22 protein-coding genes and 1 pseudogene are annotated in these 26,286 nt (G+C 61.1%); 15 read left to right on the top strand and 8 right to left on the bottom strand.

Annotated elements, in window-relative coordinates; translation table 11 throughout:
* Window positions 1–37: 37 nt before the first annotated feature.
* A complete protein-coding gene (locus KQ659_RS01245) occupies window positions 38–1,447 on the bottom strand; it encodes a hypothetical protein (RefSeq protein ID WP_216690418.1) in 1,410 nt (469 codons plus the stop codon).
* A gap of 187 nt (window positions 1,448–1,634) precedes the next feature.
* On the opposite strand from KQ659_RS01245, the gene KQ659_RS01240 reads away from it, so the two are divergent.
* From KQ659_RS01240 to KQ659_RS01180, 13 genes are all read left to right on the top strand, one after another.
* Window positions 1,635–2,057 carry a ribosome-binding factor A gene (locus KQ659_RS01240; RefSeq protein WP_216679160.1) on the top strand — a complete coding sequence of 141 codons (423 nt, stop codon included), beginning with the start codon at window positions 1,635–1,637 and terminating at the stop codon, window positions 2,055–2,057.
* A 101-nt stretch (window positions 2,058–2,158) separates the two neighbouring features.
* The gene (locus KQ659_RS01235) at window positions 2,159–2,968 is read left to right on the top strand and encodes a class I SAM-dependent methyltransferase (RefSeq protein ID WP_216679161.1); all 810 of its coding nucleotides are present in this window, start codon (window positions 2,159–2,161) and stop codon (window positions 2,966–2,968) included.
* 169 nt (window positions 2,969–3,137) lie between these two features.
* The gene (locus tag KQ659_RS01230) at window positions 3,138–4,370 is read left to right on the top strand and encodes an ABC transporter permease (RefSeq protein ID WP_216679162.1); all 1,233 of its coding nucleotides are present in this window, start codon (window positions 3,138–3,140) and stop codon (window positions 4,368–4,370) included.
* Between the two features lie 130 nt (window positions 4,371–4,500).
* Window positions 4,501–7,479 (top strand): DEAD/DEAH box helicase, encoded by a 2,979-nt coding sequence (locus KQ659_RS01225; RefSeq protein WP_216679163.1) that lies wholly within the window; start codon window positions 4,501–4,503, stop codon window positions 7,477–7,479.
* 139 nt (window positions 7,480–7,618) lie between these two features.
* Window positions 7,619–7,903 (top strand): hypothetical protein, encoded by a 285-nt coding sequence (locus KQ659_RS01220; RefSeq protein ID WP_216679164.1) that lies wholly within the window; start codon window positions 7,619–7,621, stop codon window positions 7,901–7,903.
* Window positions 7,869–8,759 (top strand): TolB family protein, encoded by an 891-nt coding sequence (locus KQ659_RS01215; protein ID WP_216690419.1) that lies wholly within the window; start codon window positions 7,869–7,871, stop codon window positions 8,757–8,759. The genes KQ659_RS01220 and KQ659_RS01215 overlap by 35 nt, the downstream gene beginning before the upstream one ends.
* 40 nt (window positions 8,760–8,799) lie before the next feature.
* Complete coding sequence (locus KQ659_RS01210; RefSeq protein WP_216690420.1) at window positions 8,800–9,240, top strand: SRPBCC family protein; 441 nt, start codon at window positions 8,800–8,802, stop codon at window positions 9,238–9,240.
* A gap of 39 nt (window positions 9,241–9,279) precedes the next feature.
* Window positions 9,280–10,479: a class I SAM-dependent rRNA methyltransferase gene (locus KQ659_RS01205; protein ID WP_216690421.1), complete on the top strand. Its 1,200-nt coding sequence runs from the start codon at window positions 9,280–9,282 to the stop codon at window positions 10,477–10,479.
* A 161-nt stretch (window positions 10,480–10,640) separates the two neighbouring features.
* A complete protein-coding gene (crtD, locus tag KQ659_RS01200) occupies window positions 10,641–12,104 on the top strand; it encodes a 1-hydroxycarotenoid 3,4-desaturase CrtD (protein WP_226929796.1) in 1,464 nt (487 codons plus the stop codon).
* A gap of 102 nt (window positions 12,105–12,206) precedes the next feature.
* Window positions 12,207–12,884: a carotenoid biosynthesis protein gene (locus KQ659_RS01195; protein ID WP_216679169.1), complete on the top strand. Its 678-nt coding sequence runs from the start codon at window positions 12,207–12,209 to the stop codon at window positions 12,882–12,884.
* A gap of 79 nt (window positions 12,885–12,963) precedes the next feature.
* On the top strand, window positions 12,964–13,347 hold the full coding sequence (locus tag KQ659_RS01190) for a TetR family transcriptional regulator (RefSeq protein ID WP_216690422.1): 384 nt from the start codon (window positions 12,964–12,966) through the stop codon (window positions 13,345–13,347).
* A gap of 72 nt (window positions 13,348–13,419) precedes the next feature.
* Window positions 13,420–13,578 carry a hypothetical protein gene (locus KQ659_RS01185; protein WP_216679171.1) on the top strand — a complete coding sequence of 53 codons (159 nt, stop codon included), beginning with the start codon at window positions 13,420–13,422 and terminating at the stop codon, window positions 13,576–13,578.
* A 40-nt stretch (window positions 13,579–13,618) separates the two neighbouring features.
* Complete coding sequence (locus tag KQ659_RS01180) at window positions 13,619–15,340, top strand: M28 family metallopeptidase (RefSeq protein WP_216690423.1); 1,722 nt, start codon at window positions 13,619–13,621, stop codon at window positions 15,338–15,340.
* 87 nt (window positions 15,341–15,427) lie between these two features.
* On the opposite strand, the gene KQ659_RS01175 is transcribed toward KQ659_RS01180, so the two are convergent.
* A complete protein-coding gene (locus KQ659_RS01175; protein ID WP_216679173.1) occupies window positions 15,428–15,856 on the bottom strand; it encodes a hypothetical protein in 429 nt (142 codons plus the stop codon).
* A 124-nt stretch (window positions 15,857–15,980) separates the two neighbouring features.
* On the opposite strand from KQ659_RS01175, the pseudogene KQ659_RS01170 reads away from it, so the two are divergent.
* Window positions 15,981–16,418, top strand: a pseudogene (locus tag KQ659_RS01170) (aldehyde dehydrogenase family protein); the annotation flags it as partial.
* A 162-nt stretch (window positions 16,419–16,580) separates the two neighbouring features.
* Here KQ659_RS01170 and KQ659_RS01165 read toward each other — a convergent pair.
* The 3 genes from KQ659_RS01165 to KQ659_RS01155 all read right to left on the bottom strand — a co-directional run bounded on the left by KQ659_RS01165 (window position 16,581) and on the right by KQ659_RS01155 (window position 19,013).
* On the bottom strand, window positions 16,581–17,693 hold the full coding sequence (locus KQ659_RS01165) for an IS4 family transposase (protein WP_216690424.1): 1,113 nt from the start codon (window positions 17,691–17,693) through the stop codon (window positions 16,581–16,583).
* Between the two features lie 370 nt (window positions 17,694–18,063).
* Window positions 18,064–18,705, bottom strand: a complete 642-nt coding sequence (locus KQ659_RS01160) for an IS630 family transposase (RefSeq protein ID WP_216690425.1) — start codon at window positions 18,703–18,705, stop codon at window positions 18,064–18,066.
* Complete coding sequence (locus KQ659_RS01155) at window positions 18,624–19,013, bottom strand: COG3415 family protein (protein WP_216690426.1); 390 nt, start codon at window positions 19,011–19,013, stop codon at window positions 18,624–18,626. Before KQ659_RS01155 ends, KQ659_RS01160 begins: the two co-directional genes overlap by 82 nt.
* Before the next feature lie 493 nt (window positions 19,014–19,506).
* Here KQ659_RS01155 and KQ659_RS01150 point away from each other — a divergent pair, with 493 nt between their 5' ends.
* Window positions 19,507–21,558: a M13 family metallopeptidase gene (locus KQ659_RS01150; protein WP_216679175.1), complete on the top strand. Its 2,052-nt coding sequence runs from the start codon at window positions 19,507–19,509 to the stop codon at window positions 21,556–21,558.
* Between the two features lie 156 nt (window positions 21,559–21,714).
* Here the strand turns inward: KQ659_RS01150 and KQ659_RS01145 are convergent, their stop codons facing one another.
* The 3 genes from KQ659_RS01145 to KQ659_RS01135 form a co-directional block, all read right to left on the bottom strand.
* Entirely contained in the window at window positions 21,715–23,655 is a 1,941-nt protein-coding gene (locus tag KQ659_RS01145) for an ATP-binding protein (protein ID WP_226929795.1), read from the bottom strand.
* A 261-nt stretch (window positions 23,656–23,916) separates the two neighbouring features.
* Complete coding sequence (tatC, locus tag KQ659_RS01140) at window positions 23,917–24,795, bottom strand: twin-arginine translocase subunit TatC (protein ID WP_317196060.1); 879 nt, start codon at window positions 24,793–24,795, stop codon at window positions 23,917–23,919.
* Between the two features lie 175 nt (window positions 24,796–24,970).
* A complete protein-coding gene (locus KQ659_RS01135; RefSeq protein WP_216679178.1) occupies window positions 24,971–26,263 on the bottom strand; it encodes a serine hydroxymethyltransferase in 1,293 nt (430 codons plus the stop codon).
* Window positions 26,264–26,286 lie beyond the last annotated feature (23 nt).

Genomic DNA, 26,286 nt, shown 5'->3' with positions numbered 1-26,286 from the left:
TGCTTCGGCTCCGCTCAGCATGATGGGCTTTCAGGCCCTACTTCCTGCGGTACAGGCCGGGCGTTTCCGTGGGCTCGTAGGCGCTGAAGATGCCGGGGAGCAGCTGTTTCAGGCGGGGCACTATGCGGCTCTGGTCGAGCAGGTAGGTGGGCGGATTGGGGGCCATTTTCTGAGCTACGCGCACAACGGCGGCATACTCATTGAGGTGGCCGAAATCGACCTGCGACAGTGCCCAGTCGAGGTAGGGCGTGGCGGGGTGGTTATTGAAATAGGCCCGGTCGTCGGGGCCGAGAATGAGCAGGGTTTGGCCGCGCAGGGCGGCGTAGCGCGGGTCGGGCTCCAGGCCGAAGCGGCTTTCGGCGGGCATGTGCAGCAGGCTTTCGAGGCGCGGCACCTGAGCGCGGTAGCGCAGCACCAATACGGAGTTGATGAGCAGCAGCAGCAGCAATTCCAGCAGCCAGCTCTGGCGGTAGCGCTGCCACAGAAACAGGCTGAAATAGGCCAGCGGCGGCAGCAGCAGCACCAGCGCGCCGGGAGCCGCACCGCGCTCTACGGCGGCAGCCACGCCGGCCACCACCAGCCAGACCAGCATCATCTGGCGGAATTTTATCTGGAATACCAGCCCCAGCGACGTGCCCAGCGACCGCAGCAGCGCTAGTCCCAGCACCAGCATGGGCACAATGAGCAGGCGCAATTGCAGGCCGGCGGGCAGGCCACTGGCAATGAGGTCGGTGAGGCCCGGCTGGAGGTGGAACTGCGTGAACCCCGGCAATGCTCCGGTGTAGAAGAAAAACGTGGCTACCAACGCATACGGAAAGAAAAACCCGCACAGCAGCAGTAAGGAGCTCCGAAAGGAATTGGCCGCGAAAATAACCACTGCGAATAGTCCCACTATCACAAACAGGCTCAGCGGCAGGTAGCACAGCGCCCCCAGCCCAATCAGGAAGCCGGCCCGGAAGAGGCGGCGGTTGTCGTAGCCTTCGCGGGAGGTGGGCAGCAGCGCGCTCAGCGCAAATACGATGAAAGTATTGCCCAGCAGCAGCGGCGAGAGGGCATCCAAATCGGTGCTCACGCTGCCCACCAGCAGGTAGGTGAGAGCGGCGACGTAGCCGCGCTCGGGATGCACATCGTAGCGGTTGAACACCAGGTTCAGGCGCAGGCCCTGCATGAACAGCAGCCCCAGCGCCATCATGCGATAAAGCCACACGGGGCGCGCCAGCACGGCATCGAGGGCGGCAAACGTGGCGGCGGCCAGCGGCGCGGTGCCGTCGTAGAGGTCGCGGTAGGGCATGGCGCCGCCGTGCAGCCGCTCGCCCACCAGCAGGGCCCGGAGCTCGGCCGCCGTCAGGGGCAGGCCGGCCCAGAGCAGCGGCAGGCGCAGGGCCAGCACCAGCAGCACCAAGGCCAGCAGCTGCGTAGGCAACGAGCTTTTGAAAAAGCGAAGCACTCGTTAGGGTATGAGGGTAAGAAGGTGTGGGGGTAGGAGGGTATAAGGATGCGAGGGTGGCGCAAAGGTATTGTGCGACCCCAACGCTGACAGCTATTCTTTTTATGCCTTCCGGCCCCCATCCCCCCTACCCTCCTACCCTCACACCCTCACACCCTAAAAACACCTCGTACCTTTGCCAGTCATTATGGATAGCAAAAGACAACAAAAAATGGCCAGCCTGCTCCAGCAGGAGCTGGCAGCCGTATTGCAGCGCGACCTGCCGCACCTGTTCGGGGGCGGAATGGCCCCCAGCATCAGCATGGTGAAGGTGACGCCCGACCTGGGCCAGGCCCGCGTGTACCTGAGCCTGCTGCTGGGCAACGATGCCAACGAGCGCATCGAAATAGTGCGTGACAACGCCAAGGAAATCCGCCATGCCCTGGCCAAGCGCATTCGCAAAACGGCTCGCGTGGTGCCCGAGCTCATCTTTTTCCACGACGATAGCGCCGCCTACGCCGCCCACATGGACGAGGTACTGGGCACGCTCGACATTCCAGCCGCGCCGAAGGACGACGCTACGAACGATGAGGAAAAGCCCACCCGCCCGCGTTTATTCAAAGGCGAGTAGTGAAATGGTGAGTTGGTGAGGTTGAAGTGCCTGCACTCGGTCAGCACATCAACCTCGCCAACTCACTACTCACTATTTCACTATTTCACTAGTTCACCACTTTGTACTACGACCCGATTAAGAAGACGCTCGGCCAGGTATTCAACCGCACGCCGTGGCTGCGCCGGCTGTTCTACCACCTGCTCGATTTACTGCTGCTGCGTACCTGGCACGTGCACCGCGAGCTGCGCCGCTGGGCCAAGGGCCGCACCCAGGAGCCGCTGAACATCCTCGATGCCGGCTCCGGTTACGGGCAGTACACGTACTGGCTGAGCGGGCTGAGCGCGAAATGGAACATCCTGGCCGTGGACGTGAAGGACGACCAGGTAGCCGATTCTAACCGTTTTTTCCAGCAGATTGGCCGCAAGAACGTGCAGTTTGCCGTGCAGGATTTGGTGCTCTATCAGGAGCCCAACTCTTTTGACCTGGCCCTGTCCGTCGATGTGATGGAGCATATTCTGGAAGATGTGGAGGTGTTCCGCAATATTCACGCTTCGCTGAAGGACGGCGGCATGCTACTGATTTCGACCCCCAGCGACCAGGGCGGCTCCGACGTGCACGACGACGGCGAAACCAGCTTCATCGAAGAGCACGTGCGCGACGGCTACAACATTCGCGAGATTCAGCAGAAGCTGCGCACCGCCGGTTTCGAGCGCATCGAGGCCCGCTATGCTTACGGTGAGCCGGGCCAGATTTCGTGGCGCCTCAGCATGAAATACCCCATTCTGATGCTGGGCAAGTCGCGCCTGTTTTTCATCGTGCTGCCGTTCTACTACCTCATCACGTTCCCGTTCTGCCTGCTGCTGAACTGGCTCGATGCCCGCACGGTGCACGACTCCGGCACCGGCCTCATCGTGAAAGCCTGGAAGTAAGCCGTAACACAAGCGGGCAAACCACCTGAATTTGTGCTCGTTACCGTTTAACCCGCATTTTGCCTTAGCTTTCCGAACGCTAACCCCGTAAAGCGCCCCGATAAAACCCACGCAGGAGCCGTCTGCCCCATCCGGATAATCCGTGACCTACCCGACGAGTCCGTGATTTATGAACGTCCCCATCCTCATTGCCCGGCGCTACTTTCGGTCCAAGAATAAGCGCAACATCATCACCATCATCTCCAACATTTCGATGATTGGGGTGGCGGTGGGCACCATGGCGCTGATTATCGTGCTCTCGGTGTTCAATGGGCTGGAGGATTTGGTGCGCACGCTCTACGGCAAGTCCGACCCCAACCTCGTCATCTCCGCCACCAAGGGCAAAGCCTTCGACGTGGACCGCACCTTCCTGATGAAGCTGGAAAACACCCCCGGCGTGGCCCTGCTCACGGAGGTAATCGAAGACAATGCCCTGCTGCAATACCACGACCGCCAGATGGTGGTGAAAATGCGCGGCCTGAGTGATAACTACTTCGGTCAGAGCCAGATTGATGCCAACATCCGCGAGGGCGACCACCGCCTGCGCCGCGACAGCCTGGAGCTGGCCCTGGTGGGGGCCGGCGTGCAGCACGAGCTCAGCATTACCCTGAATAACCGCCTGGCGCCCATGCGCCTGCTGTACCCGCGCAACACGCCCGGCAAAAAAACCCTCGACTTCAACCCCGAAAACGCCTTCAACGAGCAAAACCTGACGGCCGGTGGCGTTTTCCTCATCGAGCAGCACATCGACGACAGCTACATTTTTGTGCCCCTCACTTTTGCCCAGCGCCTGCTGGGCTACGGCACCCGCCGCACGGCCCTCTACGTGAAGGTGGGCCAGAGCTTCGAAATCGAAAAGGTGAAAAAGCAGGTGCGCAAGCTGCTGGGGCCCGATTTCAAAGTGCAGGATTCCGACGAGCAGCACGTCAGCCTGTTCAAGGCCATTAAAGTGGAGAAGCTGTTTGTGTTCATCACCTTCACGCTCATCCTGCTCATCGCCTCGCTCAATATCTTTTTCTCGCTCTCGATGCTGGTAATCGACAAGAAAAAGGATATCTCGGTGCTGCTGGCCATGGGTGCGAGCCAGAAAACGGTTCGGCGCACCTTCCTGTACGTGGGGGCCATTGTGGCGCTGGTGGGCGCGGCCACCGGGCTCATTCTGGGCGTCACGCTGTGCTGGCTGCAACAGCAGTTTGGCTTCGTGAGCATGGGCATGGCCACGAGCGTGGTAGACGCTTACCCGGTAAAAATGCAGGCCTCGGACCTGATTTTTACGTGCGTGTCCATTATCGTCATCACCTTGGCCGTGAGCATACGCCCGGCCCTGAATGCAAGCAAGTTGGACTTGCGAGATAATTTATAGCGTTTATCGACTTTTGGTCATCTCCGGTGATTTTCTGGCGTAAGAACATGGCATTCGCTCCTGGCAGAAAAGCGCTACTATACCAATTTTACGCTTTCTGCCCTACCTTGCGCCTTCCGCGTGCCCAGCTATGAAAGTATCTACCGCAGAACCGTTTCAAATCGTCTACTCGCTCTTCGAACATGAGTTCCTGGGCCACCTGTTTGCGGCCTACGTGGTCCAGCTAGGCCCCCGCGGCCAGCTAACCCTTCAGCACCAAACCGTTTCGGGGAAAAATGCCCACGAGTTTGCCGCCGGTCTCGATGCCACTGACTTTGAGCTGGTCGAACTCTGCGACCACATTCAGCAGGAAGCCGTGGTGAAGGAATTCTGGCCCCGCAAAATTGCCACGGCCGAGTTTTTCCTCAAGACTTACAACGCCGAAAAGGGCGACAAACCACTTCAGGAGCTCATTTCCAAGCACGTGCAAACGCGCATGGCCGGTATTCTGGCGCGCCTGGCGGGCAAGCAGGTCTTCATTATGGGCCGCGATGGCGAGCCAACGTGGAAGGAAATTGCCCTCGCCCCGGCCAAGGCATCCATCCTGTTTCACTTTCGCCGCAACGAGGAAGGCACCCACTACTTCCCCACCATCCAGTACCAGGGCCAGAAGCTTGATTTTCAGCACAAAGACGCGGTACTAGTCTGCCTGCAGCCGGCCTGGCTGCTGCTCAACGACCTGCTCTACTCCTTCCGCACCGAGGTGGACGGCCGCAAGCTCCTGCCGTTTTTGAAGAAAAAATTCATCGTGGTGCCCCGGCAGGTGGAGGAAAGCTATTTCCAGAAATTCGTGGCCCCGCTCATGGAGTCGTTTGAGGTGCACGCCCGGGGCTTCGACATTCGGTCGGAGCGCTACGTAGCGCGGCCCCGGCTCACGTTCAGCGATGCGCAGCCGGCTTTGCCCGCGCCCGAAGCACCAGTGCGCCCACCTGGCCCGCCGCGCCGGGGCCGCATCCCGCTGCCCAAACCCGTTGCGCCCCTGCTCACCGGAGCCGAAACCGAACAGATTCATTTCGAGCTGAGCTTCCGCTACGGCCCACACCTCATGCCGCTGGGTGCCAGCAAGCCCGTGAGCGTGCACCTCGAAAAGACGGCCGACAGCTACGTGTTCCACCGCCTGCTGCGCAGCCCCGAGCAAGAACAGGCCACCGTAGATGAGCTGCAGACGCGCCGGCTCACCGTGGCCAATGGCCACGGCTCACTGCCCAAGGCCGAGGCCTTTAAATGGCTGCACGACAACTCCCCCGCCCTTGCCGAGCTGGGCTACACGGTGGAAGCCGCCGCTACGGCCACCAAGAATTACTTCATCGGCCCGACCAGCGTGCAGGTGGGCATTCAGGAAGCCGGCGACTGGTTTGACGTGCGCGGCACGGTGCGCTTTGGTGACATCGAAGTGCCGTTTATCCGGCTGCGGGGGCACATTCTGCAACGCCGGCGCGAGTTCAAGCTGCCCAATGGCCAGATTGCCATCATCCCCGACGAGTGGTTTACGGACTACCTGGAGCTGTTTGCCTTCGGCGAAGAAACCGAGGACGGCCTTAATCTGCGCCGCCACCACCTAGCCCTGGTGGCCGACCTGCAAAGCAATGAACTGGCCACCGTGCGCATGGGCCGCAAGCTGGAAAAGCTCCGCGACTTTGCCGAAGTGGAGGACCACCCGCTGCCTGTAGGCTTCCTCGGCGAGCTGCGCCCCTACCAGAAAGCCGGCTACAACTGGCTGCGCTTCGTGCAGGACTACCATTTCGGCGGCTGCCTGGCCGACGATATGGGGCTTGGCAAAACCATCCAAACGCTGGCCATGCTCCAGCACCGCCGCGAAAGTGGCGAGGCTCAAGGAGCTGCGTCGCTACTGGTACTACCTACCTCCCTGGTTTTCAACTGGCTGAACGAAGCCCAGAAGTTCACCCCCGAGCTACGCGTGCTGGCCTACACCGGCACCTACCGCGACAAAAACCCTGACCGCTTCGCCGATTATGATGTAGTGCTGACCAGCTACGGCATCGTGCGACTGGATACGGAGCTGCTGGCCGGCTACAAGTTCGACTACGTGATTCTGGACGAGTCGCAGGCCATCAAAAACCCGTCGAGTACCACCTCGCAGGCCGTGCGGCAGCTGCACTCCAAGCACCGGCTCATTCTCACGGGTACGCCCGTGGAAAACAGCACGATGGATTTGTGGTCGCAGATGTCCTTCATCAACCCGGGCTTGCTGGGCACGCAGGCATTTTTCCGCAAGGAATTCCTCAAGCCCATCGAGAAAGACCAGGACGAAGGCCGCACGCGCCGCCTGCACGCGCTCATTAAGCCGTTTATCCTACGGCGGCACAAAGCCCAGGTGGCTAAAGAATTGCCTGCCAAAACGGAGCAGCTCAGCTACTGTCAGATGACGGAAGAGCAGGCCCACGCCTACGAGGAAACCAAGAGCTTCTACCGCAACAAAATCCTGCGCAACCTCGATGAGCACGGTCCGGCCAGCACCCAGTTTCTGCTATTGCAGGGCTTAACCCGGCTGCGGCAAATTGCCAATCACCCGCGCTTGGCCGACGAAAACTACGTCCACGAGTCGGGCAAGCTGCGCGAAGTGCTGCGCATGCTTCGCAACGTAGTGGCCGAAGGGCACAAGGTATTGGTATTCAGCCAATTCGTACAGCATTTATCCCTAGTACGTGCCGCGCTCGATGAACGGCAGATGCCCTACGCTTACCTCGACGGCGCGACCCGCGACCGGCCCGCCGAAGTAGCCCGTTTTCAGGAAACGGAAGAGTTGAAAATCTTCCTCATCAGCCTAAAAGCCGGCGGCGTGGGTCTCAACCTTACCGCCGCCGACTACGTCTTCATTCTAGACCCGTGGTGGAACCCGGCCGTGGAAGCCCAAGCCGTGGACCGCGCCCACCGCATTGGCCAGCAGCGCCCGGTGTTCACCTACAAGTTCATCACGCAGGGCACGGTTGAGGAAAAAATCCTGGCCCTGCAACGCCGCAAGCTGGCCCTGGTGAGCGAGCTCATCGCTACCGACGAGACCGTGATTAAGCACCTCACGCGGGAGGATATTGAGGAACTGCTGGGGTAAGTGAGCAGATTTTATTTAATCATTCCCGTTTTCAATTTACTTTTAAGCATATTTTTGCCCGGCTTTTTCCGTAAAAAAAGCCATTCGCTTTTCCATTTTCTTCTCTCAGGGTTTCTTCTCTTAGGCCAGCGCTGAATATATGGCTCCTGTTTCTGCACTGCATCCGCGTTGGAAAACCACTAGGCGGAAATGGTGCGGCTTGGTTTGCCTGCTGCTGGCTACCACGGCGGGCCATGCCCAAACCACCCAGCCGGAGCCCCAAACCAAGCCCGTAGCACCAGCTTCGGCCCCAAACCAGCTGTCGCCCCAGAAAATGGAGGAGGCACTGCGCCTCCTGCTCCGAGCCGACTCAGTGGCTTCGCAGCGCCAGCGGGCGCACCTGGGGTCCGGTGTGGAGTTTTCAGACCGTTGCCTTTCCTACTAACCGCTACCTGTTTGCCCGAACCGTAGTGGGCAACACCGACATTTACTCGGCAGATGGTACTGCTATGCCGGTGCAGCTCACCTTTGGGAGCACCGTGGAAACGGCCCCGCAGCTCAGCCCCACCCGCGACCTGATTGCGTACACGTCCAATGCTACGGGCCTATACCAGCTGTACACGATGAATCGCGACGGCTCGAACCCACGCCAGATTACCACGCTGGATGTGGATGGATACAACAACCGGGGCGTGGGCTACCGCTGGTCGCCGGATGGCGCATATTTCATCTACGCGCACAACGACAAGCTCTACCGCATCAACCGCGACGGCACCGGGCGGGTAGAACTGGCCACCGCGCCCACCGGCCGCAACTTCCGCGAGTGCGACTGGACGGCCGAAGACGGCGGCCACCTGGTGGTGCAAACCGTGGGCGCGGATATCTTCGACTCCGAACTCTACATCTACAATACCGATGGCACCAACTCCCGGCTGCTGGTGGGCAACCTGCCGGGCCGGGTCGATTCGCCCAGCTTCAGCATCGACGGACTGACGGTTGTGTACACGCGGGACGTAGCAGGCTTCAACTCTGCCGCTGGCCGGCAGCAGGACGCGCGCATTTTCAGCCGCCGCACCGATGGAACCGGAACGCCTGTGGACCTATCATCGGGCACCAATAACAGCGGCAAAACCTTGGGCACCAATGACCTGACCCCGCGCTTCGCTCCCGATGGATTTCACTTGATTTTCGTGAATCGGACTACCGACGAAGTTGCACCGCCCGAAGTATGGACAGCTGACCTCGACGGCAGGAACCGCACCCGCCTGTTCACCAACGCCTTTTTGCCCGATTACAAATAGCGTCGGGCCAACAATTACCGCCGGCCGGAGTTAGCAAACCATGCACGTTACGCTCCGCACCGCCGTTTCGCAGTCCCCGGCCGTGGTGATGGCCGGTTTCACCCGCGAATTATTTGTGGCCCTGGCCCCGCCCTTTCCCCGGCTGCGGCTGCTCCGCTTCGACGGCTGCCACACCGGCGACCGGGTTGAAATCGAGCTTGATACGCTAGTGAAGCGACTATCCTGGACCTCGCTGATTGTGGACGATGGTGTGCAGCCCGACGGCACCCATTTTTTTGTAGATGAGGGCCAGATACTACCGCCACCGCTGCGATTCTGGCGGCACCGGCATCTTATTCAGCCTGGTCCCAAGGGCGGCAGCGTGATTGTGGATGCCCTGGAGTACCGCACGGCCTCGCGCCTGCTCGATGCGCTGATTTATCCGGCCATGTGGGCGCAGTTTGCCTGGCGGCGGCCTATTTACCGGCGCTGGTTCCGGTAGGCGGGGTGGCCCGGCGCGGGGCCGTACCTTTGCGGGCCTATGCTAAATCCCGCCACCATCGTCCTCAAAAACGGAAAAGACCACAGCCTACGCCGCCGCCACCCCTGGGTGTTCTCGGGGGCCATTGCCCGCGTGCAGGGCGAAACCCTGGAGGGCGACCCCGTGCGCGTGGAAGCCATTGATGGCGAGCTGCTGGGGGTGGGCCATTTCTCGGGCGGCGGCTCCATTGCCGTGCGCATGCTGGACTTTGGCCAGGACGCCCAATTGCCCACGCCCGCATTCTGGGAGGCCAAGCTAGGCAATGCCTACGCCCTGCGCCAGCGCCTGGCCCTGACGGGCACGGCCGATACCAACGTATTTCGCCTCATCCACGCCGAGGGCGACGGCCTGCCGGGCCTCATCATTGATGTGTATGGCGACGTGGCCGTGGTGCAGGCCCACAGCGTGGGCATGTATCGTGCCCGCCCCGAAATTGCGGCGGCCCTGCAAGTGGTATTCGGCCACAAGCTGCGCGCCATTTACGACAAGAGCGCCGAAACCGTGCCCGGCAACGCCGTGCCCGATGCCCAAAACGGCTACCTCTTTGGTGAGAGCACCGGCACCGAGCATTTGGTGATGGAAAACGGCCACCAGTTTGCCGTGGATTGGGAAACGGGCCAGAAAACCGGCTTCTTCATCGACCAGCGCGACAACCGCGCCCTACTGGCCCGCTACTCGCCCGGTCGCAAGGTGCTCAACACGTTCTGCTACACCGGCGGCTTCTCTGTTTATGCGCTGGAAGCCGGGGCCGAGCTGGTGCACTCCGTCGATTCGAGCAAAAAAGCCATTGCCCTCACCGAGCGCAACGCGGAGCTTTCGAACCACGCCGACCGCCACGCCGCCTATGCCGATGACGTGCTGGGCTTCCTCAAAAACCACTCGGCCGAGTACGACCTGCTGGTGCTCGACCCACCCGCCTACGCCAAACATATGGGCGCGCGCCACGCCGCCCTCATGGGCTATAAGCGCCTGAACGCGGCTGGCATTGCGCACCTCGCGCCGGGCGGGCTGCTGTTCACGTTCAGTTGCTCACAAGTGGTGAGCCCCGAACTGTTTGAGGGCGCGGTGCTGGCGGCGGCAATTGAGGCCGGGCGGCCGGCGCGTATTCTGCACCGCCTCACCCAACCGGCCGACCATCCGGTGAGCTTGTTTCACCCCGAGGGGGCTTATTTGAAGGGGCTGGTGCTGGCGGTAGAATAGCCTGTCTGAAAAATAAAATGGCGTTTCGGCCCGGACAGAGAACGTCCGGGCCGGAGCGCCACTTTATTTTTGGCAGCTTCGACAAAACTTCTCCCCCCGCTACGGCGGTTAGCAGTTCAGTGTTTAAAAAGACAACCAAAATAACGCCTTCACAGCAGTCCGTGGCCATCATCGGCGCGGGCATTGCCGGCATTGCCACGGCGGCGCGGCTGGCGGCGGCCGGCCACCCGGTCACGGTATTTGAGGCCGGGCCCACATTCGGGGGTAAGATGCAGCAGTTTGCGCTGCCCGGCGGGTACCGGTTCGATGCCGGGCCGTCGCTCTTCACCTTGCCGCAGCTGGTGGATGACATTTTCCGGCTGGCTGGTCGCCGGCCCGAAGACTACTTCCGCTACGAGCGCCTCGACCCCATCACCCAGTACTTTTTTGCCGATGGCACCCGCCTCACCGCCTGGGCCGATGCCGGGGAGTTTGCGACCGAAGTGGAGGCCAAGCTTGGCACACCGGCAGCCGAGGTAACGCAGTTTCTGAGCCGCGCTGGGAAGGCGTATGACGCCACGGCGGGCACGTTTCTGCACAAGTCGCTGCACAAGGCCGGCACCTATTTCAGCCCCGAAACCCTGAAAGCCGTGGCCGCCCTGCCGCAGCTCGGCCTGCTGGGCACCATGCACCAGCGCCACGAAACGGCCTTTGGCCAAGATGCACGGCTGGTGCAGCTTTTCGACCGCTACGCCACCTACAACGGCTCCGACCCCTACCAGGCGCCCGCCACGCTGAGCATGATTCCGCACCTGGAGCACGGAATCGGCGCTTTTTATCCCGAGGGCGGCATCTACGCCATTGCCGAAAGCCTGCAACGACTGGCCACGGAGTTCGGCGTAAAATTCCGCTACAACGAAGCCGTGGAGGAAATCATCATCGCCGACAAGCAGGTGACGGGCCTGCGCACGGCGCTGGACGTGTACGACTTCGGCCGGGTGGTGAGCAACATGGACGTGGTGCCCACCTACCGCCGCCTGCTGCCGCACCAGCCCGCGCCGGAGCGCACGCTGGCGCAGCCCCGCTCCTCCTCGGCCCTGATTTTTTACTGGGGCATTGCCCGCGCGTTTCCGGAGCTGGATGTGCACAACATCTTCTTCTCGGCCGATTACCAGGCCGAGTTCAAGGCCATTTTCGAGGAGAAAACCGTGGCCGACGACGTGACGGTGTACGTCAACATCACCTCCAAAAAAACGCCCGCTGATGCCCCACCCAGCCACGAAAACTGGTTTGTGATGGTGAACGTGCCCCACGACCAGGGCCAGGACTGGGACGCCCTCACCCAAAAAACCCGCGCCACCGTGCTCCGCAAGCTGAGCCAGGCCCTTGGCACGGATATCGAGCCGCTAATTGCGGCCGAAAAAACCTGGACACCGCCCGGCATCGCGGCCGATACCTCGTCGTTTGGCGGTGCGCTCTACGGCAGCTCCAGCAATAATCCGCTGGCGGCGTTTTTGCGGCACCCGAATTTTTCGGGGCGGCTCGACGGGCTGTACTTTTGTGGTGGTTCGGTGCATCCGGGCGGCGGCATTCCGCTGTGCCTGCTGTCGGCCAAAATCGTTTCGTCGTTAATTAATGAGGGATAGGGAACAAGGGACAAGGAACGGCGACCGAATGCTATCGCCGCTGCTCGCCGTCCTGCTTTCCATTGCCGACCTATCCCCTGTTCCCTATTCCGTTTTTCTTCCATGGTTGATTACACCGAGCCGCTCCCGGCCGCGACTAACCGCCGGCTGCGTGTGGCCCAGGGCCTGGTGTTGCTGTTTCATTTCACTGGTTTCGTAGGACTGGCTTTTTCCAACAACCCCGATTTCTACCTGCGCTTTACGCCGCTCACGCTCGGGCTCACGGCGCTGCTGCTGCTCTGGTTTCAGCCGGGACGCAACGCCAGCTTCTGGGGCTTTTGCCTCACGGTGGCGCTGCTGGGCTTTGGGGCCGAGTTTGTGGGCGTGAACACGGGCCGGTTTTTTGGGCACTACACGTATGGCGACACCCTGGGCTTCAAGCTCTTTGATTCCCAACCCTTTAAAGGCGTGCCGCCGATGATTGCCCTCAACTGGGTGGTGACCACGTACTTGTGCGGTATGCTGGTGCGCTACCTGCCGCTGGGCGAGCTGCCGCGCATTCTGCTGGCGGCGGCCCTCATGGTGGGCCTCGATGCCTGCATGGAGCCGGTGGCCGGGCGTTTCGATTTCTGGCATTGGTCGGCCAACGTCATTCCGTTTCAGAATTTCCGCGACTGGTTCATCTTTGCCTGTATCTTGCAGATGCTGTTTAACCGCACCACATTCCCCAAACGCAACCCGCTGGTGCCGCTGGTGTACATTACGCAGCTGCTATTTTTCTTCCTGCTCGGAGCTCTCTAGGCAGCGTGGCAATGCCCGGCGCGGAGCCAGCTCGGCCCCTCATTCTTCTTTTTGAGAACAGACCTGTCTCTTTTTGCAGATGCGTGATTTTACCTTGTCCACACCTTCATTGGAAGCCGCCATTTCGGTTTTCTACCGCTACGGCCTGCGCGATGCGTCCGACGCGGCCCTGGCCAAGGCCCTGAACACCACCGAGCCCGACCTGGCGGCCCAGTTTCCCAGCCGCGAGCTACTGGTACACCAAGCCGTGCTGGCCGATATGGAGTGCCAGAAGCGCGAGCACGTTGCCCTGTATGTACAGTACTCGTCGGCCGTGGAGCGCCTTTATGGTTTGTTGCAGTTGGGACTGCGCGACTTGGCAGCCGTTCCGGACCAGTACTACGGCGACCTGCAAACCGGCTTTCCCCTCACCTGGGATGCCGTGATGGAGCACCTGAATTCCTACTCGCCCCCCCAGCTTTAACAGCTGCTCAACGACGAAATTGGTAGCCGGCTGTTTCGTTCCGACATTAATATTCAACTGGTTACCAAGATATTGCTTGAGCAGCTCAACGTGATGCTGAACCCCCAGGTGTTCCCGCCCGACCGCTACAACATGCGCGAGGTTTTTCGCAGCATCTTCCTGTATTACATTCGGGGCATCTGCACCGATGACGGCGCGCGGATTGCGGCCGAGCATTTTGCCCGGCTGTAGGCAGCCCTGGCGTCGCGACCGGGGTTAACTCTCTGTACCGATGCGTTTATCAATACTAAGCGGCTGGCTGGTGCCGGCCGCTGCGGGCCTGCTGTTGGCGGGCTGCCAGGGCAAAACCTCAACTTCGGAAACGGCCACGACCACGGCCGAGACCGAAGCTGCCCCCACCGACACGGCCAGCGTGGCGGCCCCGAACGACGGCATCACGCCGGCGCTCATCGCGCAGCACATCAAGGTGCTGGCTTCGGATGAGTACCAGGGCCGGCGGCCGTTCACGGCGGGCGAGGAGAAAGCCACGGCTTATCTGGCTTCGGAATTCAAGAAGCTGGGCTTGCAGCCGGGGACCAATGGCTCGTATTTCCAGGCGGTGCCGCTGGTGGAAATCGCGGGCAAGCCCGACTCGATTGCCACGGTGACGGGAAACGGCAAAACCCTGAGCCTGAAATACCGCGACGACTTTATGTTCCTCACCGAGCAGGAAAAGCCGGTTGTCACCATTAAGAATTCGCCGCTGGTGTTTGCCGGCTACGGCGTGACGGCCCCCGAATACCAGTGGGACGACTACGCCGGCCTCGATGTGAAGGGCAAGACGGTGGTGGTGCTCATCAACGACCCCGGCAATGCGGGCGACGACTCCACGATGTTCAAGGGCAAGGCCATGACGTACTACGGCCGCTGGGGCTACAAGTACGAAGAGGCCGCCCGCCACGGCGCTACCGGCCTGCTCATCATTCACGACACCAAGCCGGCCTCCTACCCCTGGACGGTGGTGCAAAGCAGCAACGGCGGTGCCAAGCTGCACCCCCAGACGCCCGACCACGGGGCCAGCAAAGTGGCCCTGGAAGGCTGGATGACGCTGGACGCGGCCAAGCGCCTCTTCACGGCCGCCGGCCAGAACTACGACGAAGCTTACGCCGCCGCCAATAAGCGCGGCTTTAAAGGCAAGGCCCTGGGGCTGAACCTCAGCACGACCATCCGCAACAAAGTCACCCGCAAAACTTCGAAAAACGTGGTAGCGGTGCTGCCTGGCACCACCCGCCCGCAAGAATACATCATTTACTCGGCGCACTGGGACCACCTGGGCATGGGCAAAGCCATTGCCGGCGACTCAATTTACAACGGCGCGCTCGACAACGCCAGCGGCTGCGCCGGCCTGCTGGCCATTGCCACAGCCTTTAAGCAGGCGCAGGAAAAGCCGCAGCGCAGCATCGTATTCCTGGCCGTAACCGGCGAGGAGCAGGGCCTGCTGGGTTCTGACTACTACGCCCAGCACCCGCTATTTCCGGTGAAAAACACGGTGGCCGACATCAACATGGACGAGCTGCTGGCCTTCGGGCCGATGCGCGATGTGACCGTGGTAGGCTACGGGCAGTCGGAGCTGGACGACTACGCCCGCGCCGCCGCCAAGGAGCAGAACCGCTACGTCATCCCCTTTCAGCACCCCGAAACCGGCAGCTTCTACCGCTCCGACCATTTCAGCTTTGCCAAGGTGGGCATTCCGGCCCTCTATGCCAGCGGGCAGTTTGAGAGCCGCCTGCACGGCAAAGCCTTCGCCGAAAAGCAGCGCAAGGACTTCGAGGAGAAAGCCTACCACCAGCCCGCCGACCAGTACGACCCCACCTGGGACCTGCGCGGCGCGGCCGAGGATGCCCGCCTGATGTTCCGCGTGGGCCAGAAACTGGCCGGCGAAACGACGTTTCCGAAGTGGAAGGACGGCTCGGAATTCAAGGCCACGCGGGAGAAGAGTGGGCCGGGAAAATAGGACACTTTCTGTACCTTCCTTAGCCCCGGCGGGGCGACACTCGTCAGCCAAGTGTCACCCCGCCGGGGCTTTTGTTTAATCCGTTTATTACACCAGCAGCCAGCCCAGCAGGCCGGCCCGCACCGTCCAGGCCAGCGTGCGCAGCCAGTTGGTGCGGGTGAGGCCGTCGATGGCTACGTAGTCGAATCCCTGTTCGAGGCGATTGTGGAAGGGCACTGAGATAAAGAACGTGGCCGACCAAATCAGCACTACCAGCCCCAGATTCCACCAGCCGGCCCCGCCGGGCAGGGCGGTGCGGCCGGCCCAGGCCAGCCAGCCGGCCAGGCCCAGTTCCAGCACCATGGGGGCCAGCACCACGTAGCTCATGCGGCGGGTGTGGGCCGCGTGGAAGGCCGGCCACGCCGCCGTGGGCACCAGCCCGAAGCTGGGGTAGTGCACCACCTGCACCGTCCAGATGAGGCCGGTGAGGCAGGCCGCGACGGCAAAATTGAGCAACAGCAGCAGGTGAAGCGTCATAAATTAAAATTTATTTTTGGTCGGGATATGACAGTTTTCGAGGGCTTGCGTGCTGCGCAGACGCTCCCGTAAATAACGCGGTAAACACCGCGAACGGTGCGTGGTTTTCGTGCCCAATGGTCCGCTGGTATTTCCGGCCCTGCTTACCCCGGTGCAGGCCGGCATGAAGGTGTAGCGTGAGGAGCCGTTCGGCCCGGTGGTGCCGGTGGCCCGCTTCGCCCACACCCAAGAGGCCATTCAGTACCTCATCAATTCCGACCACGGCCAGTAGGTGAGCATCTTCGGCCCAGAATCGCAGGAAGTGGCCGACCTCATCGACCAGCTCGTGAACCAGGTCAGCCGCGTGAACATCAACGCCCAGTACCAGCGCGGCCCCGACACCTTCCTCTTCACCGGCCGCAAAGACTCGACCGAAGGCACCCTCTCGGTGAACGACGCCCTGCGCTCTTTCAGCATCCGCACGGTGGTGGCCACCAAGCAGACGGAGGCGAACAAGCACCTGCTCAATGAGCTTGTAGACGGCCAGGAAAGCAGCTTTCTGAGCACACGGTTTATTCTGTAAATCTGGCCACGCCGCTAATAAAAAAACGCCGGCCCGTAATCACGGGCCGGCGTTTTTGTTACTGAACTCACTGCGTGCTACTGCCGGGTCAACGTAATGTCATTTGGCACGCTGAAGCTCGGAGGCGCGGTATTGTTGTAGGAGTTGTTCAGAAAGTCTACTCTACCCTACTATTTTTAGTAGTTGATTTCGAGCAAGTTGTCTCGTAGTGCAGTTTAGCAGCGTTTCAACCAGGCGGGCCAACGGGTCATCGGGCCGGGTTAGCGGGCGGGTGAGTTGGCGGAGGAGGTTGAGGCCGTGACGAGCCAGGCTCGCGGCCCGGTAGCCGTGCTTCTTGCGGGCAATGGGGTGGCGGCCGCCGTGGGCGGCTGCGCCCCCGCCCAGGCAGAAGGCGTAGGCCAGGCTGACGAGGGCCACGAGTTTGCGCAGCTTTTGCAAGCAGCGCAAGTGGGTGGCTTCCAGGTTGAAACCCCGGCCTTTCAGGTTTTGGAAGCACTGCTCAATCGTCCACCGCTTGGCGTAGCGTTGCGCGAGGTGGTTCAGACCGGCCGTGGCAAACAGGTAGACGAACTCGCCCGCCGCCACGGCCTTGACCCAGGCCTGTCCCCAGACCCCGTCGACCTGTACGTGGGCGAAGCGGCGCACCTGCCCCGGCACCAGGCCCAGGTCGGCCACGGCCTGCCGCCGGCCGTCGGCGTGGGTCAGGCAGTGGTGCTTGGGCACGCGCATGACAAAATTCAGTCCGTTGTCTTTGAGCCACTTGAACCACGCATGGCCGACAAATTCCCGGTCGCCTACGACCAGGCCGATGCGGTCTTTCCCCAGCAAAGCCACGCACTTTTCGAGCACCGCGATGCGGTCGGCGGCGTTGGAGTTGCCGCTGCGGTTGTCGAGCAGCTGCCAGTAGAGCGGCACGTGGACCTCGCCCGTGCCGACGGTGACGAGCAGCACGTTGACCTGGCACTGGCCGAAGTCCCACTCCGTGCGGTCCAGGCACAAACGCAGCTTGCCCTGCGCAGGCAATAAACTAAGCAAAAGCCTGGCCACCAGCATGTAATTGAGGTCGACTTCGCGGAAAAAGTCCTGAATGCGCGTTTCGTTCGAGGCGGGCTTAGCGGCGTCGTTGAGGTGCTGGGCCACTTCGCCAAATTGCACGTTGCGGCTCTTTATCAGGCCAAGAATGAACTGGCCCACAAACTTTTGGCGAGATAAGTGGCCCACAAACGGGGCCTGTTGCAAAAGCGTCGTAATTTTGGCAGCGAAGTGTTGCTTCACGGGGCAGAACGGGTTTTTGGTGGTTGGAACCCCAAAGGTCGGGCTGCCCCGTTTTTGTACCTGAAAAATAGTAGGGTAGAGTACAGAAAGTCACAAAAGGCACTCAAACGGTGATGCAGAGCGCAGCGAAGCATCTTGCTCGCATCGTTGAACGGGCCTGACGATGCGAGCAAGATGCTTCGCTGCGCTCTGCATCACCGTTCGGGGACTTTCTAAACAGCTTCAAATTTTGAGGACTGAATCCAGCCTACCAGGGTACTTTTTTTATTTTGGACCTGACGCTTTTTTAAAACCTAAAATGCCCTGTGAGACAATGGAGGCCCATGACTCCATTTATATGCGTTCAACCATGCTTAGAGCAGTTTCCAATTCAGTGTACATGATAGCCGCAATGGTCAAACCAGTTTTTGGCATCGTGCTCGCTTATCCATTCGGCCGCCGTGCGAATGGCTTCTTCCAGCGCATCACGGGTGCGGGCCTGGGCCTTGCGCAACCAGGTTTTAAGTTTGCTGAAAGCCAATTCAATCGGGTTAAAATCGGGGGAATATGGGGGCAGATATAGCAGCCGCGCCCCGTATTTTTGGACCACCTGCTCCAGCCCGTCTACCTTGTGCACGGACAGGTTATCGAGCACCACCACGTCGCCCGGCCGCAGTGTGGGACCCAGCACCTGGTCGAGGTAGGCCGTAAACACGTCCCCGTTGACGGCGCCGTTCACGCTTAACAGGGCCCCGAGTCCGTTGGGCGTGAGCGCGGCGATGAGCGTCACGTTGGGGCCGCCGTGCAAGGGCACGGCCTGGTCCACGCGCCGGCCCTGCGCGGCGCGGCCGTAGCGGCGGCAATAGGTCAGGTTGGTGCTGGTCTCGTCCACGAACACGAAGCGCGTCCAGTCTTCCGCTTGCACGGCCTCCACGAACGAGCGGCGCAAGGCTACGACCCGCTCCGTATCGCGTTCGGCGGCGTGAACGCTTTTTTTTTGCGGCCCCAGCGCATGCTTTCCACGGCCCGCCACACGGCCGTGCGACTCAGGGCCGGCCCGCCGGCCGCCGCCAGAGCCGCTCGCACCTCGTCGAGCGTCGCGTCGGGCTGCTGGCCCAGGCAGACGAGCAACTGCGCCCGGCCCGCCGGGTCCAGCCGTGGCGCAGGACCGCCGCTGGGCGGCAAGGCCGCCACCGAACCCGTGGTGCGCTGCCGGCACAAGAGTTTGTCCACAAAGGAGATGGATACCCTAAATTGGGCCGCCACCTGATAAATGCGGACCCCTGGCAGGGCACAGGCGGCCACCACGCGCTCCCGCAAATCAATCGAATAGGCTTTCATACCGAAAAATAGGTGAAAATCTGTACACGGAACAGGAAACCGCTCTAACAACAAATTGTCCTGGCTCAACCAGTCCCCATGACTCCATTTATATGCGTTCAACCTGGTCACCGTTGGAGACACTTGTGGGGGGGCAATTTTACCGAATGGGCATCCGCGTATTTCTGGGCGCCATCCCTAGTAATACCGTCATTGGCAAACCTATACTCCGTAGACGCGAGCCTTCTCACTAACAAACCAGACGTTTGGCAACTAGGCGCGCTCAGCGCGACCAGCAGGCAGGCGAATAGGGCATAATATTTCATAAATCAAATATGTAAAATTATTTTATCAATATTCAATATTAGAATTGTTTTAAATCAAAAATATTTGGAATTATTACCCTGCAGAATCTACCCGCGCAAGCATCTTTTATAGATTGACAATTGTCGTTGCCTGCATCTTTGCCAAATTCTCCTATTCGTATTATCATCAAGCCCTGCCGTTTCCCTGCATGAAAAAATCTCTGCTTCTCCTGCCCCTGCTGGCTGCGGCCGTCACCGGCTGCCCCTCCAACTCCCTGAAAACGGCCAGCACTGCCGATAAACCCGACATCCTACACGCGGCTCTGGACACGACCGTGGCTCCCGGCGACGACTTTTTCTCCTACGCCAACGGCACCTGGATTAAGAACAACCCCATCCCGGCGTCGGAGAGCAATATGGGCATCGGCAAAAAGGTGCAGGACGAGGTGTATGCCCGCCTGCGCCAGACTAGCATTGAGGCGGCCGGGGCCCAAAATGCCACGCCCGGCAGCAACGCGCAGAAAATTGGCGATTTCTGGGCCGTGGGCATGGATTCGGTAAAGGCCGATAAACTCGGGGCCACGCCCCTGAAACCGGAGCTGGACCGTATCGCGGCCATGAAAACGGTAGCCGAAGTACCGGGCGTTATCGGCCACGAAATACCGCTGGGCGTGAATGCGCTCATTGGCCCGCGCGTGGGCCAGGACGATAAGAACAGCGACAAAATGGCCCTCTACCTGCGTCAGGCGGGCCTGGGCCTGCCCAACCGCGACTACTACTTCAACACCGACTCGCGCACCAAAAACATCCGCGCCGAGTACGTGAAGCACGTTGCCAACACCTTCCGGCTGCTGGGCCAGGATGACGCCACGGCCCAGGCCAACGCTGCCCGGGTAATGGCCCTGGAAACCACGCTGGCCAAGTCCTCGCGCAAGCTCGAAGCCCTGCGCGACCCGTATGCCAACTACCACAAAATGAGCATCGCGCAGCTCGACAAGCTCACGCCCGGCATCGACTGGAAAACCTGGCTCGGCCAGATGGGCGGAACCAGCGTGGACACCGTCATCGTGGGCCAGCCCGAATTTTACCAAACGGTAGGGCAGTTGCTGAAAACCAAGCCGCTCGACGACTGGAAAGCCTACCTCGCCTGGCACGTAGCCCACGAGTATGCGCCCACGCTCAGCGGCCCGTTTGTGGATGAGAACTTCCATTTCTACGGCACGGTGCTGCGCGGGGCCACGGCCATCCGCCCGCGCTGGAAGCGGGTGCTGGATATGCAGGAGAATGCCCTGGGCGATGCGCTGGGCCAGCTTTTCGTGAAAGAATACTTCAAGCCCGAAGCCAAAGCCCGCTACGACACCCTGGTGAAAAACGTGGTATCCGCCTTCGCCGACCACATCCAGAAAGTGGACTGGATGAGCGCGCCCACCAAAGTAGTGGCCCTGGATAAGCTCCACAAAATCACCCCCAAAGTGGGCTACCCCGATAAGTGGAAAGACTACTCGGCCCTGACCATTGACCGCAGCTCATTGGCCGCCAATGTAATGCACGCCAACCTGTGGCAGCACAACTACGAGCTGAACAAGCTGGGCAAACCCGTGGACCGCACCGAATGGGGCATGACGCCGCAGACCTACAACGCCTACTACAACGGCTCTAACAACGAGATTGTGTTGCCGGCCGCCGCCTTCGCCATCCCCGGCCTGCTCGATGCCGATGCCGACGACGCGCTGGTGTACGGCTACGCTGGCGCCAGCACCATCGGCCACGAGCTTACCCATGGTTTCGACGATGAGGGCAGCCAGTACGACGCCCACGGCAACCTACACGAGTGGTGGAGCAAAGAAGACCGCAAGCGCTTCAACGAGCGTGTGAATGGCATCGTGAAGCAATTCAACGACTATACGCTGCTCGATTCGCTGCACATCAACGGCAAGGCCACGGCCGGCGAAAACATCGCCGACCTCGGTGGAATCGTCATTGGCCTCGATGCCTTCAAAAAGACCAAACAGTACAAAGAGGGCAAAAAAATCAACGGCCTTACGCCTACGCAGCGCTACTTCCTGGGCTACGCCCTGGGCTGGCAGATGCATGTGCGCGACGAGAGCCTGGCGTCGCAGCTGCTCACCGACGTGCACTCGCCCGCCCAATACCGCGTGAACGGCCCGATGGCCGACGTGCCGGCCTTCTACGAAGCGTTCGGCATTAAGCCCGGCCAGAAACTCTACCGGCCCGATTCGACGCGCGTGATAATTTGGTAAGCTGGGTAGAATAGGTCGGTAAAAAGAACGTCATGCTGAGCGCGGTCGAAGCATCTCGCGTGCAATAGTAAACCCATTCGATTGAGTTACTACCACACGCGAGATGCTTCGGCTACGCTCAGCATAACGTTTTTTTTAGCCCTTTCGGTATCGCGCCTACTTCGCCGCCGGCAGGCTCACCGTCACGTTGGTACCCGCGCCGGGGCGGCTCTGAATCACCAGTGTGCCGCCGTGCCGGTGCACGAAGGCACGGCACAGTGCCAGGCCCAAACCCAGGCCGGTGGATTGGGGCATGAGGGACGGCTCGGGCAGCGCCGAGCCGCTCATGAGCGATGAAACGGTGGCGGCGCTCATGCCCGGCCCGGTGTCGGTGCAGCTGAGCAGGACCATGCGGGGGTCGTCGGGGTCGGGGGCGGCTTCGAGGTAGACGTGGCCGCCGGCGGGCATGAATTTCAGGGCGTTGCCCACCAGATTACGCAGAATGGTGCGGGTCATGTTGCGGTCGGCCAGCAGGCGCAGGCTGGGGGAAGCAGCCATGGTGATATGCTGCCAGCTGGCGGCCGCCGTGGTCTGGTACAGGGCCTGGCACTCGGCAAACAGGTCCGTTACCAGCAGGGGCGTGGGGCGGCACTCCAGCTCGCCGGTCTGGCTCACGGCCCAATTCAACACGTTGTCGAGCAGGTGGTTGAGGCTTTCGGAGGCCTGGCGCACCAGGGCGGGCAGGCGGGCCAGGCCGGCCTGGTCATTCTGGGCAATGTAGGAATCAATGAGGCTGGTGACGCCGGCAAAGGCCGTGACCGGGCCACGCAGGTCGTGGGCCACAATGGCGTAGAGCTTGTCTTTGAACACGGCCACGGTGCGCAGCTCCTCCGAGGCCTTTTCCAGGGCGCGGTTGTTGGCGGCCAGGGCGGTGCGGCTGCGGCGCAGGTTGCGGTGCAGGTACACGGCCACCAGCAAGCCCAAAGCCAGAACAGCCACGGCCGCGCCCAGCAGGCGGTTGTGCCAGCCCTGCTCGGCCTGCTCGGCCGTGAGCTGGCGCAGCCGCCGGACCCGCTCCTGGGTTTCGTAGCTGACCTGAGCGGCCGCCAGGGTTTGCATGGTCTGGCGGTTGTTCAGGGTATCGTTCAGGTCCACGTAGCGCTTGTTCCACTCATAGGCTTCGCGGTAGTGGTCGTACTCTGCCGCTTCGGCCGCCAGAATACTGTAGGCATCAAGCACCCGCTCCAGGTAGCCGCTTTGGCGCGCGATGCTCAGGGCTTCGCGCACGGCGGCGTCGACGCGGTCAGGCTGGTCGGTCTGGATGTAGTACATCGCAAACAAAATCAGCTGCTCGGCCTGGTTGCGCATCGCGTGCTGGCGGCGGCTGATGGCCAGCGCCTGCGTGAGCAGCCGTTTCACCCGGGGCAGGCGGCCCAGCTGCATCTGGTAGGTAGCCAGGCTGGAGAGGTAGGTCGACTCGGCGGTGGAGTCGCTTTGGCGGCGTGCCAGGGCCAGGGCCAGCGAATCGTAGTGCAGGGCCTGCGACACCTGCCGCCGGTAGAAGAACAGGCTGCCCACGTTGCCCAGCAACTCCATGCGGGAATGCGCCGTGACGCCCGGCCGCGTATGCAGCTGCAGCGCCCGCTGGTACTGGCGCCAGGCCGTAGTAGAGTCGCCGCGCTCGTGGTAGATGCTGCCCTGCGCCGTGTAGGTGCGCACCAGCGCGTCGGTATCGTGTTGGGCGCGGGCCAGCTCCTGCGCTTCGCTCAGCAGGTTCAGGGCTTCCGGGCCGTTGGAGAGATTGGCGTAGCAGCTGGCCAGACTCAGCAGGCTGCGCAGCAGGCCGGGGGCTTGCTCATCGGCGGGCAGGGTGCGGGCCAGCGCCACGGCGGCCTCGCCGTAGGGCAGGGCGCGGGCGGGCTGCTCGTCGTGCAGCCGGTAGCACAGGGCCGTGAGCAGGCGCAGCCGAGTGGTATCGGGCAGGCGGGTGGCCAGCCGCTGGCGGAGCACCTCGGGATTGACCGGCACGGATGCCCCGGCGGGCACCTGCGGCACCAGCAACCCCAAGGCTATCAGCCATCTCAGCAAAAAACCGGGCCGCGTCATAAATGGCTGCATAGTGCTAGCCAAAGATAAGCAACACCCGGTTAACCTTCACGCTTTAATGCTATTTTTAAAACGTCGCAAATTCTCATTCTGGAACTGAAACCCGTCAAAAAATAGTATAAATGCAGAATAACTCCTGATTTTACCCGATTAAGGCAGATGCTGCCCATTACCAAAATCAGATTCAGGTTATGGCGATACAATTTCTATACGGCACCTAATTGCCCTGAGCCAAACTGGCCGGACTGGCCCGCCAGCCTAGTTCAGGGGTATTTATTGCTGAGCGGCGTTGCGTTCGGCCTGCCGGGCCAGCTTGGTATTGAGGCGGGCGGCGTCGCCGCGCCGCACCACGCGGGCAATGTGAATGCTGAGCTCGTAGAGCAGCATGATGGGGATGGTAACGATAATCTGGGCCGAGATGTCGGGCGGGGTAATGACGGCCGCGATGATGAGAATGACCACAATAGCATGCTTGCGGTAGACCTGCATGATTTCGGCCGACACCAGCCCCGCCTTGGCCAGGAAGAACACAATCATGGGCAGCTCAAACACGAAGGCGCACGACACGCTCATGGTGGTGAGCGTGCTCAGGTAGCTCTGCATATCAATCTGGTTTTCGATGCTGGCATCGACCACGTAGCCGGCCAGGAAGTTGATGCTGAGCGGCGCGGCAATGTAGTAGCCGAACATCAGACCCATAATAAAGAGGATGGACACGAAAAACACGGCTCCCTGCGAGTTCTGCCGCTCGTGCGGGTAGAGGCCGGGCTTCACAAAGCGCCAGATTTCCCAGAACAAATACGGAAACGCCAGCAGGATACCCACGATAAACGACGTGCTGATGTGCATGGTGAGCTGCCCGCTCATCTCACGGTTCTGAATGACGAAGCCGATTTTATCGATGCACAAATCCGGCGCGTGCACCCACTCGCCGAACTTGCAGAACATGCGGTACGTCCAGAAATCGGGCCGCGAGGGGCCCAGAATCAGGTCGTGAAACAGGAAGTCTTTGGCGAAAAACGCCCCAGTGGCGAACACCACCACCGAAATAGCTGCCCGGATGATGTGCCAGCGCAGCGCCTCCAGGTGGTCGATGAAGGACATTTCGTGCTGTTCGCCCAGCGGTTTTGGTTGTTGCGGTTGAGGTTGCACGGAGGGGAATAGGGGATTAAATTTTGGAGAGAGCGGAAACTAAAACGTCATGTCGAGCGCAGCCGAGACATCTCGCTCGCTTCGTTGCAACAGCTTTGGATTACTGCTGCACGCGAGATGTCTCGGCTGCGCTCGACATGACGTTCTGACTATTCAGCCCTACATACGTAAAAAATTACGCAAACAGCGGGTAGTCCTGCAACCAGGCATTCACCTGCTGGCGCACCTGCCCGATGCGGGTGTCGTTGTCGTGGTTCATCAGCGTTTCGTCAATCAGCTCCACGATGCGGACCATGTCGGACTCGCCCAAGCCACGGGTAGTTACGGCGGCCGAGCCAATGCGGATGCCGCTGGTCACGAAAGGCGACTTGTCGTCGAAAGGCACCATGTTTTTATTGATGGTGATATCGGCCCGCACCAGCGTGTTTTCGGCCAGCTTGCCGCTGAGGCCCTTCGAGCGCAGGTCAATCAGCATGAGGTGGTTGTCGGTGCCGCCCGAGATGATATCGTAGCCCAGGCCAACGAAGCTGGCTGCCAGTGCCTGGGCATTGCGCGCCACTTGCTGGGTGTAGGTTTTGAAGTCGTCGGTGAGCGCCTCGCCGAAGGCCACGGCCTTGGCCGCGATGACGTGCTCCAGCGGCCCGCCCTGGGTGCCGGGGAATACGCCGGAGTCGAGCAGCGCCGACATGGGGCGGATTTCGCCCTTTGGGGTTTTCAGGCCGAAGGGATTATCGAAATCTTTGCCCAGCATGATGAGGCCGCCGCGGGGGCCGCGCAGGGTTTTGTGGGTCGTGGTAGTCACGATGTGGCAGTGGTCGAACGGCGAGTTCAGCAAGCCCGTAGCAATGAGGCCCGAAGGATGCGAGATGTCGGCCAGCAGCAGGGCGCCCACTTCGTCGGCGGCTTCGCGCAGGGCGGCGTAGTTCCAGTCGCGGGAGTAGGCCGAGGCCCCGCAGATAATCATCTTGGGGCGCTCGCGGCGGGCAATATCCTTGATTTTACTCCAGTCGATGAGGCCGGTTTCGCGCTCCACGCCATAAAAGCTGGGCACGAAATATTTACCCGAAAAATTGACCGGTGAGCCATGGGTGAGGTGGCCGCCGTGGCTTAGGTCAAACCCCAGGATTTTGTCGCCGGGCTTGAGGCAGGCCAGAAACACGGCGGCGTTGGCCTGGGCCCCGGAGTGGGGCTGCACGTTGGCCCACTGCACACCAAACAGCTCCTTCACGCGGTCAATGGCTAATTGCTCCACCTGGTCTACTATTTCGCAGCCGCCGTAGTAGCGCTTGCCAGGCAGGCCTTCGGCGTACTTATTGGTGAGCACGGAGCCCTGGGCGGCCATCACCTGTTCCGAAGCATAGTTTTCGGAGGCAATGAGTTCCAGACCGTGGGTTTGGCGGGTTTTCTCCTGCGCAATGAGGTCGAAAACGGCGGTATCGAGGAGGCGGGCGGGGGCGGCTGTTTGCATGGGCGTAAAGGTAATAGGGGATA

It is taken from the genome of Hymenobacter siberiensis (assembly GCF_018967865.2).
Taxonomy (GTDB): Bacteria; Bacteroidota; Bacteroidia; order Cytophagales; family Hymenobacteraceae; genus Hymenobacter; species Hymenobacter siberiensis.
This window is presented reverse-complemented; position numbering and strand designations above follow the sequence as displayed.

What these genes read in the sequence shown, in the direction of transcription:
- KQ659_RS01155 (WP_216690426.1), bottom strand. Translation starts at nt 19,013, where the DNA reads ATGAAAGCCTATTCGATTGATTTGCGGGAGCGCGTGGTGGCCGCCTGT.
- KQ659_RS01180 (WP_216690423.1), top strand. Translation starts at nt 13,619, where the DNA reads ATGCGTTTATCAATACTAAGCGGCTGGCTGGTGCCGGCCGCTGCGGGC.
- KQ659_RS01190 (WP_216690422.1), top strand. Translation starts at nt 12,964, where the DNA reads ATGCGTGATTTTACCTTGTCCACACCTTCATTGGAAGCCGCCATTTCG.
- KQ659_RS01145 (WP_226929795.1), bottom strand. Translation starts at nt 23,655, where the DNA reads ATGCAGCCATTTATGACGCGGCCCGGTTTTTTGCTGAGATGGCTGATA.
- KQ659_RS01150 (WP_216679175.1), top strand. Translation starts at nt 19,507, where the DNA reads ATGAAAAAATCTCTGCTTCTCCTGCCCCTGCTGGCTGCGGCCGTCACC.
- KQ659_RS01225 (WP_216679163.1), top strand. Translation starts at nt 4,501, where the DNA reads ATGAAAGTATCTACCGCAGAACCGTTTCAAATCGTCTACTCGCTCTTC.
- KQ659_RS01205 (WP_216690421.1), top strand. Translation starts at nt 9,280, where the DNA reads ATGCTAAATCCCGCCACCATCGTCCTCAAAAACGGAAAAGACCACAGC.
- KQ659_RS01230 (WP_216679162.1), top strand. Translation starts at nt 3,138, where the DNA reads ATGAACGTCCCCATCCTCATTGCCCGGCGCTACTTTCGGTCCAAGAAT.
- KQ659_RS01240 (WP_216679160.1), top strand. Translation starts at nt 1,635, where the DNA reads ATGGATAGCAAAAGACAACAAAAAATGGCCAGCCTGCTCCAGCAGGAG.
- KQ659_RS01220 (WP_216679164.1), top strand. Translation starts at nt 7,619, where the DNA reads ATGGCTCCTGTTTCTGCACTGCATCCGCGTTGGAAAACCACTAGGCGG.
- KQ659_RS01135 (WP_216679178.1), bottom strand. Translation starts at nt 26,263, where the DNA reads ATGCAAACAGCCGCCCCCGCCCGCCTCCTCGATACCGCCGTTTTCGAC.
- KQ659_RS01210 (WP_216690420.1), top strand. Translation starts at nt 8,800, where the DNA reads ATGCACGTTACGCTCCGCACCGCCGTTTCGCAGTCCCCGGCCGTGGTG.
- KQ659_RS01175 (WP_216679173.1), bottom strand. Translation starts at nt 15,856, where the DNA reads ATGACGCTTCACCTGCTGCTGTTGCTCAATTTTGCCGTCGCGGCCTGC.
- KQ659_RS01195 (WP_216679169.1), top strand. Translation starts at nt 12,207, where the DNA reads ATGGTTGATTACACCGAGCCGCTCCCGGCCGCGACTAACCGCCGGCTG.